The sequence below is a fragment of the Marinobacter santoriniensis NKSG1 genome (assembly GCF_000347775.1).
In the GTDB taxonomy this organism is placed as follows: domain Bacteria; phylum Pseudomonadota; class Gammaproteobacteria; order Pseudomonadales; family Oleiphilaceae; genus Marinobacter; species Marinobacter santoriniensis.
This window is the reverse complement of record NZ_APAT01000005.1, coordinates 207,753-220,103: the sequence shown is the minus strand read 5'-3', so window position 1 is coordinate 220,103 and position 12,351 is coordinate 207,753. Positions and strand designations below refer to the sequence as shown.

The window sequence follows — 12,351 nt, the reverse complement described above, 5'->3', positions numbered from 1 at the left end:
GTGATTCTCATGGCCCGGTATACGATTGAAATTGATGAAACCTTCGATGTACCCCGACGGAAAGTGTTCGCCCTGTTCGCCGATCACCAGAGATTCGGCCAGCTTCTTGGGGCCCCGGTAAAACGGATCCGTGACAGCGACCAGGCCGATCCCAATGGCATAGGGTCGGTCCGCAAGATCGGCATTGGCCCGATCGGAATTGAAGAAACCGTCCTGAGCTTCGAGCCTGACTCTCTGATCGAATACAGCCTGACCAGCATGAGCCCGATCCGTCATCATCACGGTCGGATCTGGTTCGAAGATACCCGGGACGGCAAGACCCGCGTGAAATATACCATCAGTTTCGAGGATATCATCCCCTTTACCGGCAAGGTGGTCTCCTCTGCCCTTGAGCAGGGAATTCGCAGGGGAATCAAGCGTGTACCCAAACTAGCCTGAACCAGGCCGGGCAACAAATCGTTACTTGATGAATGTCAGAGAATTGATTTGAGGCAACCGGCTGCCGATACCGATTCTGTAATCTCCCGCCCTGTTTGCAATATCCGGCTACGTTGCCGGGCAATCACGCTTGCGGGAGACCAAAATGGCAGCCGAACCCATCGTCCTGTTTGATAACGGACACCACAAATGCCTGATGTTCGATTCCCTGGTTACGGGAGAGGGCGTCCAGTCCAACCAGTTTCTCGTCGTTGACGGTAAACATGAGGCGCTGATCGATCCGGGTGGCGATCTCACCTATACCCCCCTGTCCGTCGCCGCATCCCGGTACATGAATATTCGGGATATGGACTACGTATTTGCCTCCCACCAGGATCCGGACATCATCGGTGCCATTGACCGCTGGATCGTGCACACACGGGCAAAAATCGTGACATCCCGGCTGTGGTCACGTTTCCTTCCGCACCTGGTGTCCAGTTATGTCACCAACCAGCTAAGCGGTAGCGTCTACGACCGAATTGTCAGCATCCCCGATGCCGGCGCCCGGGTACCGTTCGGCGACTCCTACCTCAGCTGCCTGCCTGCCCATTTCATGCATTCGGTCGGCAACCTCCAGTTCTATGACCCGGTGTCGAAGATTCTCTTCTCCGGCGATCTTGGAGCCTCTATGGGCGGACCGGACGACCACCTGCCGGTGCAGGATTTTGATCGCCACATCCCGAGCATGATCGGCTTTCACAAGCGCTATATTGCGTCCCGCAAGGTCTGCAAGCTCTGGGCAAACATGGTTCGTAATCTGGACGTTGACATGATCGTGCCGCAACACGGAAAGCGGTTTGAAGGGCCGGCCATGGTCGACCGTTTTCTGAGCTGGGTATCGGATGTCCCCTGCGGCATCGACCTGATGTCCGAAGACAACTACATGCCACCGACCGACTTTATTTAACGCGGATACGGCGGCAGCCGTGTGGCTGCCGCACCGTTCTTACTTATTGCCACCGCCCGAGGACTTCTGTTTCCAGGGCTGGCCGCCCCCCATGGCGTCATTGCCCATACCGCCACCCATGCCCTTGCCCTTAACGTTACCTTTGGGCTGGCCGGCTGCCGTCGGCGGCAATTTTTCCAGTTCAACGCCCCGGGCCCGCGCTCGTTCCATCATCTGTTCATGATGCTGCTGCCGGAAGGCCTGGCGCTCTTCCATCGAATTCATTGACCGCATCCTGTCCCGGAACTGCTGTCGCTCCTGCTCGGTCATCAGGTTGTAGCCTGCAATCGGCTGGCCATCACGATCCCGCATCTGGTCCCGCATCTGATCCATGGTCTGGTCGCGATCCTGCAAACGGTCCTGGTCCTGGTCCTGGGCATACACCGCGGTTACAGGCACACTCAGCGCCATCACCAGCACCGCTGAAAAAAATCCGTTCAGAACTTTCATAATGACATCCTCATCAGCCCGAAAATCCCCGGCTACGGGAACTGCGCGAACCTGCGAAATGACCGTCCAGCCACTTCGCGTCACTGAGAAAATCCTAATTCCACGAGAATAGCCAGAACCTGCTCCTGATCAACTTTTGTGCGGAATAAAAAATCCTTAATCCAACCCAGGAACTGTCCCCGGAACGTTTTGTTGAGTAAAATCCCCGCTTTTACAGAACAGCTATAAGAGGCAGGTCAGATGGGCAGAGCCTACCAGAACCGCAAAGAATCCATGGCCAAGACGGCTGCGGCGAAAACCAAGGTTTACAGCAAATACGGGCGCGAGATCTATATGTGCGCCAAGTCCGGCGGCGTCGATCCCCAGGCCAACCTGTCACTGCGAGGCCTGATCGACCGGGCGAAAAAAGACCAGGTTCCCGCTCACGTAATCGAAAAGGCGCTCGACAAGGCCAAAGGCGGAGCCGGCGAGGACTATTCCCCCGCACGCTACGAGGGTTATGGCCCGGGTAACTGCATGGTGATCGTCGACTGTCTGACAGACAATCCGAATCGGACGTTTGGCGACGTACGCCTTGCATTCACCAAGACCAAATGCAAGATCGGGACGCCGGGCGCCGTCGCTCACATGTTCGACCATTGCGCCATTTTTGCGTTCCAGGGCCAGGACGAAGAAGCCGTGCTGGAAGCCCTGATGGATGCAGATGTGGACGTAACGGACATTGAGAACGAAGAGGGTCGCATTACGGTGTTCACGCCCAACACCGAATACGCGAAAGCCAAACAGGCCCTGGAGAGCGCGTTCGAAGGCATCGAATTCGACGTTGATGAAATTCAGTTCCTGCCCAAGACCACCACACCGGTGGAAGGCGACGACGTTGCCCTGTTCGAGAAGTTCCTCGACATGCTGAACGATCTTGATGATGTCCAGAACGTTTTCCACAACGCGGAAGTTGCCGAGTCGACCAGCGAGGCCTGAATGCGGTGACCGCTTCCCCGGGATGGCACTGTGTCTGGCCGTCCCGGGGAACGTCGATTAGCGGGGATCGGCAAAAACCTGAGTCCAGTAGTTCGGGTAGTCGGCGGTGGTGGTGTCCACCCGCTTCACCGCAAATTCCTGGAATCGTGCGTCCATGATGTTACGGCAGTGTCCCGGACTCTCCAGCCAGGCTTTCATCACACCATCTACCTGATCGTACCCGGCCGCAATATTCTCTCCAACGACAGACCAGTCGTATCCGGTTGCCGTCACCCGGTCACCCACCCGAAGTCCATCTGAACCCGTGTGGCTGAAAAAGTTGTTCGTCGCCATGTCTTGGCTGTGCTCGGTGGCAGCACCCTGAATGGCGCAGCTGTACTGCACCGGAGGAGCGGGCGGGAAGTCTTCGCTGCCACAAGACCGGGCCTTGCTGCGAGCGGCGTTCACATACTCCAGCATTGCCGCCTGGTATTCCTCGACGGCACAGCCATCGACCATGATCGTGGTCGGGTGGGCCTTGTTGGTCGTATTCGACTGAACTTCATCGGAAACCGCAGAGGACGACGACTGGGTATCGGCACCGGAACCACCACCCCCGCCACAGCCCGCCAATGCAGCTGCTGCGACGACGCAAAACACGATCCGGACATTCCTGGCTGACATATTCGATCCCATACTGGAGAAGCGTGAAGGTAGGCTATGAAAAGTACGGGATAAAACGATTCAAAATTGCGATCAGATCTCCGAATATACAATCACTTACACAATGACTGTAGAATGAAAAAAACTGCCTGGATCAAATCCTAATGACACTGAACACCAAGAAGGATCCGCGTGTTGCGGTCATCAAAACCGGTACAACTTACCCGGACATAAAATCGCGTTTCGGGGATTTCGAAGCGTGGTTCATCCGGGCACTTTCCGGGAACCTCGACATCACGGTGGTCGATGTCGCAGCGGGCGAAACTCCGGACGCTCCCGGCAACTGGGATGGCATCGTCGTGACCGGCTCCCCGGCCATGGTCAGTGATCGCGAGTCCTGGAGTGAAGCCACGGCGGACTGGCTGGCCCAGGCCGTCGCGGAATGCGTGCCTTTACTGGGAGTCTGCTATGGACACCAGCTCCTGGCCCATGCGTTCGGGGGAGAGGTCGGCTACCACCCCGATGGCCGGGAAACCGGAACCAAGCAGGTGGAACGGCTTGCCGCCTCGGATCTGGACCCGCTGTTTGCCAACCTGCCCAGGACGTTTCCGGCCCAGCTCACCCATCGCCAATCGGTGCTTCGCCTGCCACCGGAAGCTGTATTGCTGGCCAGATCGGCCTTCGAGCCCCATCAGGCATTCCGGATCGGTCAGTGTGCCTGGGGCGTACAGTTTCATCCGGAATTCACCGAGGCCATTATGGGCGCCTATCTGGACGTCCAGTCTCCGGAGCTGACCAGGGAAGGACTGGACATCGACCGGTTGAAGGCAGAGCTTGCCCCTGCCCCGGAAGCGAGCGGCTTGCTGCAGCAATTCTCAGACCTGGTTCTTCAAATGAAAAAAGACTGAATACTGAAATCGTCAGGACCGCCCGCTCAATCCAGAATGTAGGCGGTCTTCTCCAGCGCATTCTCTTCCTCGTCGATGAACCGGAATTCGTTCCAGCCGATGCGGATCATGTCGTTGCTGTTCAGGCGCTGCCGGCCTTCCACCCGGAGATCGTTGACGAACGTGCCGTTGGTGCTGTTGCTGTCCACGATATAAAAATCCACGGTGCCCTCGAGATAGGCATTCGGGACAACCTCGATCACCGCGTGCTGACCGCTCACGGAAATCTCATCAATACAGATGTTGTTGTCCGGTCGTCGTCCGATGCGAATCACCGGCTGCTGCAGCTCAAAGGTGTTGACCACAACGTTGTCCACCAATTGGGAAAGCGAAGCCATTTTCAGTTCCTCAGTTCTTCAACATCAACAGAATCATGGAGACATTGTCTCCGGCACCGTTGTCCAGACTCTGATCCAACAGTGCATCCACCCGCTCCTGCGCGTCTTGCCGGTCGTCTACCAGTCCCAACCATTCCGACTCCGGAACGGCTTCGGGCAAGCCGTCCGAACATAACAGGAGGCCGTCTCCGGGCGCCAGAATCTGGGTACGGAAGCTCGGGGTGGCATCGTCGGAGGCGCCGATCGCCCGGGTGAGTACGTTCCGGAAAGGAACCCGGGGCGCCTCCTCTTCGGTAATACTGCCATCCTCGATCATGTTCTGAACGACCGTGTCATCCCGGGTCAGGCATTGCAGCTGGTCGGCACCAAACAGGTAGCAACGGGAATCACCCACATGAGCGATGAACGCAGTCGCGCCGATGCTCCAAACCACCACAAGGGTCGACCCCATTTTTGCCAGCTCCGGCTCCGAGATCTGCCCTTCGCGGACACGTTCCGCGGCGAGCAAAAACGCCGCATCAAGGCGCTCGCGCACAAAATCCGGAGATGCCGGATCCACCGAGGCCGAAAGACACGGTGTCAGGGCTTCCATAGCGGCATTCACGGCAAGGTTGCTGGCGATTTCACCGCCCTGGTGCCCGCCCATACCATCCGCCAGCACCAGCAATGCCTGTTCGCCGGACGGACTGGATTCCCAGGCAATCCGGTCCTGGTTTGTGCGACGCACCCGCCCGGTATGGGACAGCCCGGCGATATCCAGCTCGATCATGACGCAACCTCCCTGCCTTCCCGGGCGGCCAGGCGCCGCAAGGCCTCGGCCATTTCAGAGGCTGATCCGAACCGTTTGTCTGGCTCACGCTGAATCGACTTGTTGATCAGACGCACCACACCGTTCGAAAGGTCAGCGTTGATGGATCGGGCACTGCGCGGCCGCTTGTTCAGAATCTGGTAGGTCAGGTTGGCCAGGGTATCGCCCTGGTAAGGTGTTTCCCCGGTCACCAGCTTGAACAGCGTCACCCCCAGGCTGTAGATATCCGAAGCACCCGTTACCTTCTGGCCCTTCAGCTGCTCCGGCGACATGTACAGAGGACTTCCCATGACACTGCCTGTTCGGGTCACCGAATCATCGGTGATCTTGGCAATGCCGAAATCGGTGATCTTGATCCCGCCCGTGTCCGGGTTGTAGATAATGTTGCCCGGTTTTATGTCGCGGTGAACAATCTTCTGCTCATGGGCATACGCCAGCGCATCGGCGACTCTCGCCATTACCTCCAGGACCGTTCCCAGGGGAAGCAGCCGCCCGGCCCGGCCAAAGTCACTCAGCGGCCGGCCCTCGGCGTAATCCATGGCAATATAGGCAAGGTCGGCTTCCTCGCCGACATCATAGACGGTCACGATCGCGGGATGGTTCAGGCGCCCTGCCGCCTCGGCCTCGCGGAAAAACCGCCCCTTGAGTTCCTGCAGTTCCTTGCCGTCAAAGCTCTGGTAACTCAGGGTCTTGATGGCAACCGTTCGGGAAATTTTCGGATCTGTGCCCAGGTAAACGACCCCCATGGCTCCCCTGCCCAGTTCCCGGACGATTTCATACCGGCCCAGTGTCGGCCGACTTACCGCCTGATCCGGCATCACCAGGGTCCGCGTGGCCTCAAACCCGCCGGTGTGAACCACCGTGGCCTCCCCCGCAACTTTTTGTAGCGCCTCCAGGCGGTCCGGCACATCGCGGAATTTACGCTTGCGATCATTGATTTCGAGGTAGGTTTGCAGGGCCTTGTCGTACTGGCGCTTACGTTCCTGTTGCAGCGCTATCTGGTAACGCAGCTCGAGGGTATCTTCACTCTCGGGACACCACCTCAGGGTTGCCAGCGCCTCGTCGGTCTGCCCCTGGCTCAGCAAGAGTTGTCCGAGCTTCAATCGCGCATCAAGGACATTGTCGGTGAGTGCGCGAATCCGACGGTGGGGCTGAAGCCAGAACAGCATCACAACGTATCCCACAACCAGCAGGGTGTTGATCTCGCCCAACGGCAACCAGAGACTGTGGTAAAACATCATTGCCGCCTGCAACACCACCAGGCCACCGCCCAGAAGGAGCGTCACCGGAAGCGCCACCGCTGCCCCCATCGCGGGCACGGCGAACACCAGATAGGCGGCAGCAAAGACAAGCCCGCCCTGAACCGAAAGGTGGCCCCAGGCCGGCTGGGCGAGACCGCGCTCTGCCAGGACCGACTGCCATTGGTCGAGGGCAATCGCGCCCCATTCCGCCCCCTCGCTGGAGCCGAGCACATTCAGCAGCAGCCGGTCCAGCCAGCTGACCATCGGTATCTGATCGCCGGCCACGGCGAAGACTGCGGCAATAGCCACCACGAGCGAACGAAGACTGAAAATACTGGATATCAGACTGGATGACGGATTCACAGGTAACTTCAACGTAAACAATTGATCTGACAAGTTTAGAAAGGCTGACCGCAAACCGATATATGAAAAGAGGCGTTTTTTGTAAGGGTTTGTTCACGTGAGATCAGAGTCACGCTGAAAACAACCGGTGAATCCCCGAAAATCGGATGGAACCCGGCCACGGAAAATGACGTGCTATAGTAAGACCTTGTCACTCATCGAAAAAATGAAAGAAGGAGCCTGAAATGTCCAAGATCCGCAGTTATCTGAAGCAGGTTTCCATGGTGATGGCTGTCATGCTGGCCTTTGCCACTACTTTCTCGACAAGCGCCCAGGCCCGGATGGTCGGGACTGCCGAGATCATTCAACAGCAGCAGGCCAGTGTCGACCGCCAGCAGCTGATGAGCATGCTGGACAAGCAGGAAGTGCAGGACAAGCTCGCCCAGATGGGCGTCAGCAAGGACCGCGTTGCGGAACGCATCCAGAACCTGACGCCTGCGGAACTGGCGGATTTCAATCAGCAACTCGCCGAAGCGCCAGCGGGTGAAGGCGTCGTTGGCATCATCGTTCTGTTCCTGCTGGTCTTTATCATTACCGATATGCTCTGTGCGACCAACGTGTTCTCGTTCGTACACTGTGTCCGCTGATCACAGGTATCAATGCACTACCTGAAGCTCGCTTGCAGGATCACCGCGTTATTCACGGTGGTCCTGCTTGCTGGTTGCGCCACAGCGCCACCCTGGCCCGATCTCCAGCCTTCAACGGGTGACCAGCAGTCGTCCGAGCTGCTCGGCGATGTCCCCTTTTACCCACAGGAAAAATACCAGTGCGGTCCCGCCTCTCTGGCCATGATGCTGAATGCCCAGGGGCTGGATACCACCCCGGAGCAACTCAAGGATCTGGTCTACATTCCGGAACGGACCGGATCGTTGCAGGTGGAGATGGTCGCGACGGCCCGCGCCCACGACATGGTGGTCTATCCGATCGACAACGACCTGAAAGCGGTATTTGCCGAAGTTACCCAGGGGCACCCGGTTCTTGTGATGCAGAATCTGCTCTTCGACTGGTGGCCACAATGGCATTTTGCGGTGGTCGTCGGGTTCAACAGCCATGACAAGACCGTGATCCTCAATACCGATACCCGGCAGCACTATGCGATGGCGTACGAGACGTTTTCCGCCACCTGGCAACGGGCGGATGGCTGGGCGGTTGTCATACTGCCGCCGGACACCCTGCCCGCTACGGCAAAGCCCCTGTCCTACCTGAGAGCGGCACACGACCTTGAGGCGACCGGCCACATCGCTGCTGCGGACAAAGCTTACGTGCTCGCCACCGACACCTGGCCCGACGAATTTGCCGCCTGGATGGCTCTGGGAAACCTTCGTTTCAGCGAAGGAGACTGGACCGGCGCGGTTTCCGGCTTCTTCCAGGCAGTCCAGCACTTCCCGAAACGCCCGGAAGGCTGGAATAACCTGGCATTCGCCCTCGACAAGGCCAACTGTCCCAGCGGCGCAAAAGACGCTCTGGACTGCGCCCAGGCACTGGCGCCCAACACATTTGACGACACAGGGCTCGACGGAGAATCATCCGGGACATCCGACAACTGCCCCACCCTGCCCGCCTGCCCGACACCGCCACGTTAAAGCGCTATAACGGCGAGGTCCTTCAACGGGGCTTTCGAAACAGCACGACGTCCTTTCTCGGCACTTCCATCTGCCAGCCAAATCGTTCGGCCAGCCAGGCGAACGTGCGCTCCCGATAGAACACCACGTGGGTCGGATCCCGGCGATAATGCCAGTTTGCGAAACGGTTATCGTCGGTCTGGAAACAGGTCATGACACCCAGCCAGCCACCGGGCTTAAGGAGTCCCTCTAGCTGCCGGAATACCCTGGCAGGTTGATGCAGATGTTCGACCACCTCGGTGCAGGTAACGAAATCGTAAGTGCTCTCAAGTACCGACTCATCGTCATAGAAAAAAGGATCGAAGAGCGCCATCGAAAACCCTTCAGCAGCCAGCATCCGTGCCAGTGCCGGGCCGGGCCCGCAACCAAAATCCAGTCCCGCAGCTCCAGCCGGTAACCGCTCGACCAGTGGCTCGAAGAGCTTTGACAGAAAGCGCCGGTAGCCCGGATCCTCCACGTCGTTGTCATGGAGCTGGTAAACCTGTTTCTCCTGCTCCGGCGACAGCCGCGACTCTGGTGCCATCACGGTCGCCTCACAGACGCTGCATCGGAGGTAGGCGTGCGCACCGACCTCACAAAACGGCGTCAGTTGCCCCTGCTCACACACCGGACATAACAGCGGCATCAATCCAGCCCTGCGGCGGCGCGAATCCGCACATCCAACTCCGCCGCGTCCAGCTGGCCGGGCGCAATCAGTTCGATACGGTTGAGATCTCCCGGCTCCGCCGGCACCACGGTCATAGCGCCCTCAACCACGTTCATGGCGCGCCAGCCCTCGGTTGTGTGAACGACCGCCTTGAAGCGGACCACGCGATCGTCCATGGCCAGGGACAACAGGGCACTTTCGCTGAACATCAATTCGGGGTGAATGCGCCAGCCAATGCTGGCATGGCCCTGCCCCCGACTGGTTACACACTGCCAGGGTTCTTCGTTGATATCCGCCGAGGGCTCCGGGGCCGGCACCGATCCATGATCGTGATGGGCGCCTGGGCTACTGACGGCAAAGAACTGACTCTGACCGTTCAGCCAGTCCGGGGAGAGTTTCCCGTGGCTGGTGTGAAAGACCGGTCTCTCAGTCTGTCCCCGGGATGCGACCCATTCGTCGAAGTGACGAAGCTGTTCGTGCGTACACAGATCCGTTTTATTGGCCACCAGGATATCAGCGGCGGCGATCTGATCCAGGAACTGAACATTGTCCAGAGCACGGGGATCCTCAAGCTTTCGCGGATCCACCAGCGTGATGACCGGCCCGATGGACAGCGTGTCCCGGTAGGTGTCTTCCGTGAGTGTCTCGAGAATGCGCGCGGGATGCCCCAGACCGGTCGGCTCGATCAGCAATCTGTCGGGCCGGGCGGCACGGATCAGCTGATTCAGCCCCACCTGCATCGGCAGCCCCGCAACACAGCACATGCAACCGCCCGGCACCTCCCTGATAACAGCGCCCTGGTTCTGGAGCAGGGCACCATCGATACCGACTTCACCAAACTCGTTGACCAGCACCGCCCAGGTCTCGCCCTCGGGCTTGTGCCGGAGCAGATCGAGGATCGCGGTGGTCTTGCCGACACCAAGGAAGCCCAGGATCAGGTTGGTCGGAATGGCTCGGGAGTGTTGGGACATCGTGGACCTCAGCCGCTCGTTTTCACCAGGCGCTCCAGCCTCAGCCGTTCGCGCTCATCAAACAGACGCCGACTGCCCCACGACACCGCCATGAGGGCACCAAACCCGGTGCCGGCCGTAATAATCAGCATGACCAGGATCTGGTATTTCACGGCAACGGAGGGCGGCGAACCGGCCAGGATCTGGCCGGTCATCATCCCGGGCAGGCTGACAATACCGGCAGCAGCCATGGCGTTAATGGAAGGCATCATACCACTGCGCATGGCATCCCGACGGATGTCCTCGACCGCCTCTCGCCAGGGCTGCCCGAGCATCAACCGGTTTTCGATCACCGCACGCTGTCGCCATACGGCATCGTTCAGCCGGTCCAGGCTCAGGGCCACCCCGGTCATGGTATTGCCCAGCATCATCCCCAGCAGGGGAATCGAATACTGGGGTTCGTACCAGGGCGACGGGCCGATGACCACGGTCAGGGCCAGAATCGTCACCGAAAACGAGGACACGAACATGGCACCGGTGCCCAGCCCGAACGCCCAGGGCCCCCGAAGTCGTCGCTGCTGTCGGGCCATAACCTCCCGGCCGGCGACCAGCAGCATGACGGTGGCCAGCAAGGCAACCCAGTACAGCCGGCCGGAAGCGAACAAAGCCTCCAGCACAAGGCCGATCAGGGTCAGTTGTATACCGGTGCGGGCACTGGCCACCAACAGGCTGCGTGTTATCCCCAATCGCGCCAACAGGCTCACGCCCGCCAGTGCAAGGATAAGCAGCGCGGCAAGCACCAACTTCCACCAGGCCAGGTCAATCACTTCCATCGGCCAGCTCCAGCACGGATCCGTGGATACGATAATGGCGACGGGCCACCCGTCCGATCTGAGAACGATCATGGGCAACCCAGAGTACCGCCAGTGACCGATTCCGGGTTTCCTCCAGCAACCAGTCTTCCACCGCACGGGTCATGGTGTCATCCAGGTTGGCGGTAGGCTCGTCAAGCAACAGGGCTTCCGGCGCCATCGACAGCGCGCGCCAGAGTGCCAGGCGCTGACGTTCTCCGGAGGACAAACGACCAACCGGCCATTGCATCACATCCGGACCAAGGCCAAGGCACTCCGGAACGGTTTCACGGGCCCGGGACGGGAAGTGAGCGCCAACGTCGTCGAACCACCACTGGCTGTCTGCAGGCACCAGCATAACCCGTCTGCGCCACGCATGGCCGGGCATGCTGCCCTGCTCATCCTGACCGATAAAGACGTCACCCTCGTGAGGTTCGAGATCGGCCGTTGCCCGAAGCAACCGACTCTTGCCACTCCCGGAGGCACCGGAGAGGCAGACAACCTCGCCATCGGCCACCTCAAGGGACACATCCCGAAGATTGCCAATGGCGACTTGTGCCAGTCGAAGCCTGCTCAAAATGGGCCCCCTGCAGCTCAGTTCCGGTTTTTCCGCCCCGGAAAGCGTTCCAGAACACCGTCGGACAGAAACAGGTGGGCAAGTGCCGGATATGGCAGGTAATGCAGGAAAAGGGTGGCGAGAACCACACTGTCGTAACCTTCCCCCATGAACAGCCAGACCGTGAATGCGAGAAACAACGCCCCCAGAAAGCCACCATAGAGCCAGAGCAAACGGGATTTCTCGGCCGGCGACGGCATCCGCTGCAGTACCCGGATCACGGAAAACCCCATGTAGGCAGCAATGGCAGCCGCAATGATCAGCGTCGCCAGAAAGCCGGTGAACCCCAGCAGGAAGCGGCAGAGATAATTGGCGAGGAAAAACAGCGCGATGCCTGTCACCGCGACAATCGTCATTCGAGTCTTTTCCATGAACCCTCTTAATTCATTGTTTTTAATAGCCCACCGGCCGAAAACTGGAGATCGGCAACAATATGG

Annotated in this window: 16 protein-coding genes; 6 read left to right on the top strand and 10 right to left on the bottom strand. The window is 59.1% G+C overall.

The window, feature by feature from the left end; all coding sequences use genetic code 11:
- The first annotated feature begins 9 nt into the window (after window positions 1–9).
- Together MSNKSG1_RS01825 and MSNKSG1_RS01820 are read left to right on the top strand one after the other, a co-directional pair.
- A complete protein-coding gene (locus MSNKSG1_RS01825; protein WP_008937528.1) occupies window positions 10–438 on the top strand; it encodes an SRPBCC family protein in 429 nt (142 codons plus the stop codon).
- A 145-nt stretch (window positions 439–583) separates the two neighbouring features.
- The gene (locus MSNKSG1_RS01820) at window positions 584–1,384 is read left to right on the top strand and encodes an oxygen-binding di-iron domain-containing protein (protein WP_008937527.1); all 801 of its coding nucleotides are present in this window, start codon (window positions 584–586) and stop codon (window positions 1,382–1,384) included.
- Between the two features lie 39 nt (window positions 1,385–1,423).
- On the opposite strand, the gene MSNKSG1_RS01815 is transcribed toward MSNKSG1_RS01820, so the two are convergent.
- A complete protein-coding gene (locus MSNKSG1_RS01815; RefSeq protein WP_008937526.1) occupies window positions 1,424–1,873 on the bottom strand; it encodes a hypothetical protein in 450 nt (149 codons plus the stop codon).
- Between the two features lie 240 nt (window positions 1,874–2,113).
- Between MSNKSG1_RS01815 and MSNKSG1_RS01810 the strand changes: the two genes are divergently transcribed.
- Complete coding sequence (locus MSNKSG1_RS01810) at window positions 2,114–2,851, top strand: YebC/PmpR family DNA-binding transcriptional regulator (RefSeq protein WP_008937525.1); 738 nt, start codon at window positions 2,114–2,116, stop codon at window positions 2,849–2,851.
- Between the two features lie 57 nt (window positions 2,852–2,908).
- On the opposite strand, the gene MSNKSG1_RS01805 is transcribed toward MSNKSG1_RS01810, so the two are convergent.
- Window positions 2,909–3,514 (bottom strand): CAP domain-containing protein, encoded by a 606-nt coding sequence (locus tag MSNKSG1_RS01805; RefSeq protein WP_040886521.1) that lies wholly within the window; start codon window positions 3,512–3,514, stop codon window positions 2,909–2,911.
- Window positions 3,515–3,657: 143 nt separating this feature from the next.
- Between MSNKSG1_RS01805 and MSNKSG1_RS01800 the strand changes: the two genes are divergently transcribed.
- Entirely contained in the window at window positions 3,658–4,401 is a 744-nt protein-coding gene (locus tag MSNKSG1_RS01800; RefSeq protein ID WP_008937523.1) for a glutamine amidotransferase, read from the top strand.
- A gap of 26 nt (window positions 4,402–4,427) precedes the next feature.
- On the opposite strand, the gene MSNKSG1_RS01795 is transcribed toward MSNKSG1_RS01800, so the two are convergent.
- Genes MSNKSG1_RS01795 through MSNKSG1_RS01785 form a run of 3 tightly spaced genes read right to left on the bottom strand, consistent with a single transcriptional unit; the run spans window position 4,428 to window position 7,190 of the window.
- Complete coding sequence (locus MSNKSG1_RS01795; protein WP_008937522.1) at window positions 4,428–4,778, bottom strand: FHA domain-containing protein; 351 nt, start codon at window positions 4,776–4,778, stop codon at window positions 4,428–4,430.
- 10 nt (window positions 4,779–4,788) lie between these two features.
- Window positions 4,789–5,547 (bottom strand): PP2C family protein-serine/threonine phosphatase, encoded by a 759-nt coding sequence (locus MSNKSG1_RS01790; protein ID WP_008937521.1) that lies wholly within the window; start codon window positions 5,545–5,547, stop codon window positions 4,789–4,791.
- Window positions 5,544–7,190 (bottom strand): serine/threonine-protein kinase, encoded by a 1,647-nt coding sequence (locus MSNKSG1_RS01785; protein ID WP_040886520.1) that lies wholly within the window; start codon window positions 7,188–7,190, stop codon window positions 5,544–5,546. The genes MSNKSG1_RS01790 and MSNKSG1_RS01785 overlap by 4 nt, the downstream gene beginning before the upstream one ends.
- A gap of 224 nt (window positions 7,191–7,414) precedes the next feature.
- Between MSNKSG1_RS01785 and MSNKSG1_RS01780 the strand changes: the two genes are divergently transcribed.
- On the top strand, window positions 7,415–7,816 hold the full coding sequence (locus MSNKSG1_RS01780; protein ID WP_008937519.1) for a PA2779 family protein: 402 nt from the start codon (window positions 7,415–7,417) through the stop codon (window positions 7,814–7,816).
- Window positions 7,817–7,828: 12 nt separating this feature from the next.
- Entirely contained in the window at window positions 7,829–8,812 is a 984-nt protein-coding gene (locus tag MSNKSG1_RS01775) for a PA2778 family cysteine peptidase (protein ID WP_008937518.1), read from the top strand.
- 22 nt (window positions 8,813–8,834) lie between these two features.
- Here MSNKSG1_RS01775 and MSNKSG1_RS01770 read toward each other — a convergent pair whose 3' ends face one another.
- From MSNKSG1_RS01770 to MSNKSG1_RS01750, 5 genes are read right to left on the bottom strand one after another with little or no spacing between them, the layout of a single operon-like run.
- The gene (locus MSNKSG1_RS01770) at window positions 8,835–9,476 is read right to left on the bottom strand and encodes a class I SAM-dependent methyltransferase (protein WP_008937517.1); all 642 of its coding nucleotides are present in this window, start codon (window positions 9,474–9,476) and stop codon (window positions 8,835–8,837) included.
- On the bottom strand, window positions 9,476–10,468 hold the full coding sequence (locus MSNKSG1_RS19560; protein ID WP_008937516.1) for a CobW family GTP-binding protein: 993 nt from the start codon (window positions 10,466–10,468) through the stop codon (window positions 9,476–9,478). Before MSNKSG1_RS19560 ends, MSNKSG1_RS01770 begins: the two co-directional genes overlap by 1 nt.
- A gap of 8 nt (window positions 10,469–10,476) precedes the next feature.
- A complete protein-coding gene (locus MSNKSG1_RS01760) occupies window positions 10,477–11,280 on the bottom strand; it encodes an ABC transporter permease (protein ID WP_008937515.1) in 804 nt (267 codons plus the stop codon).
- On the bottom strand, window positions 11,267–11,875 hold the full coding sequence (locus MSNKSG1_RS01755; RefSeq protein ID WP_008937514.1) for an ABC transporter ATP-binding protein: 609 nt from the start codon (window positions 11,873–11,875) through the stop codon (window positions 11,267–11,269). The genes MSNKSG1_RS01760 and MSNKSG1_RS01755 overlap by 14 nt, the downstream gene beginning before the upstream one ends.
- A gap of 17 nt (window positions 11,876–11,892) precedes the next feature.
- Entirely contained in the window at window positions 11,893–12,285 is a 393-nt protein-coding gene (locus MSNKSG1_RS01750; RefSeq protein ID WP_040886519.1) for a hypothetical protein, read from the bottom strand.
- Between the last annotated feature and the right edge of the window lie 66 nt (window positions 12,286–12,351).

What these genes read in the sequence shown, in the direction of transcription:
- MSNKSG1_RS01825 (WP_008937528.1), top strand. Translation starts at nt 10, where the DNA reads ATGGCCCGGTATACGATTGAAATTGATGAAACCTTCGATGTACCCCGA.
- MSNKSG1_RS01820 (WP_008937527.1), top strand. Translation starts at nt 584, where the DNA reads ATGGCAGCCGAACCCATCGTCCTGTTTGATAACGGACACCACAAATGC.
- MSNKSG1_RS01815 (WP_008937526.1), bottom strand. Translation starts at nt 1,873, where the DNA reads ATGAAAGTTCTGAACGGATTTTTTTCAGCGGTGCTGGTGATGGCGCTG.
- MSNKSG1_RS01810 (WP_008937525.1), top strand. Translation starts at nt 2,114, where the DNA reads ATGGGCAGAGCCTACCAGAACCGCAAAGAATCCATGGCCAAGACGGCT.
- MSNKSG1_RS01805 (WP_040886521.1), bottom strand. Translation starts at nt 3,514, where the DNA reads ATGTCAGCCAGGAATGTCCGGATCGTGTTTTGCGTCGTCGCAGCAGCT.
- MSNKSG1_RS01800 (WP_008937523.1), top strand. Translation starts at nt 3,658, where the DNA reads ATGACACTGAACACCAAGAAGGATCCGCGTGTTGCGGTCATCAAAACC.
- MSNKSG1_RS01795 (WP_008937522.1), bottom strand. Translation starts at nt 4,778, where the DNA reads ATGGCTTCGCTTTCCCAATTGGTGGACAACGTTGTGGTCAACACCTTT.
- MSNKSG1_RS01790 (WP_008937521.1), bottom strand. Translation starts at nt 5,547, where the DNA reads ATGATCGAGCTGGATATCGCCGGGCTGTCCCATACCGGGCGGGTGCGT.
- MSNKSG1_RS01780 (WP_008937519.1), top strand. Translation starts at nt 7,415, where the DNA reads ATGTCCAAGATCCGCAGTTATCTGAAGCAGGTTTCCATGGTGATGGCT.
- MSNKSG1_RS01775 (WP_008937518.1), top strand. Translation starts at nt 7,829, where the DNA reads ATGCACTACCTGAAGCTCGCTTGCAGGATCACCGCGTTATTCACGGTG.
- MSNKSG1_RS01770 (WP_008937517.1), bottom strand. Translation starts at nt 9,476, where the DNA reads ATGCCGCTGTTATGTCCGGTGTGTGAGCAGGGGCAACTGACGCCGTTT.
- MSNKSG1_RS19560 (WP_008937516.1), bottom strand. Translation starts at nt 10,468, where the DNA reads ATGTCCCAACACTCCCGAGCCATTCCGACCAACCTGATCCTGGGCTTC.
- MSNKSG1_RS01760 (WP_008937515.1), bottom strand. Translation starts at nt 11,280, where the DNA reads ATGGAAGTGATTGACCTGGCCTGGTGGAAGTTGGTGCTTGCCGCGCTG.
- MSNKSG1_RS01750 (WP_040886519.1), bottom strand. Translation starts at nt 12,285, where the DNA reads ATGGAAAAGACTCGAATGACGATTGTCGCGGTGACAGGCATCGCGCTG.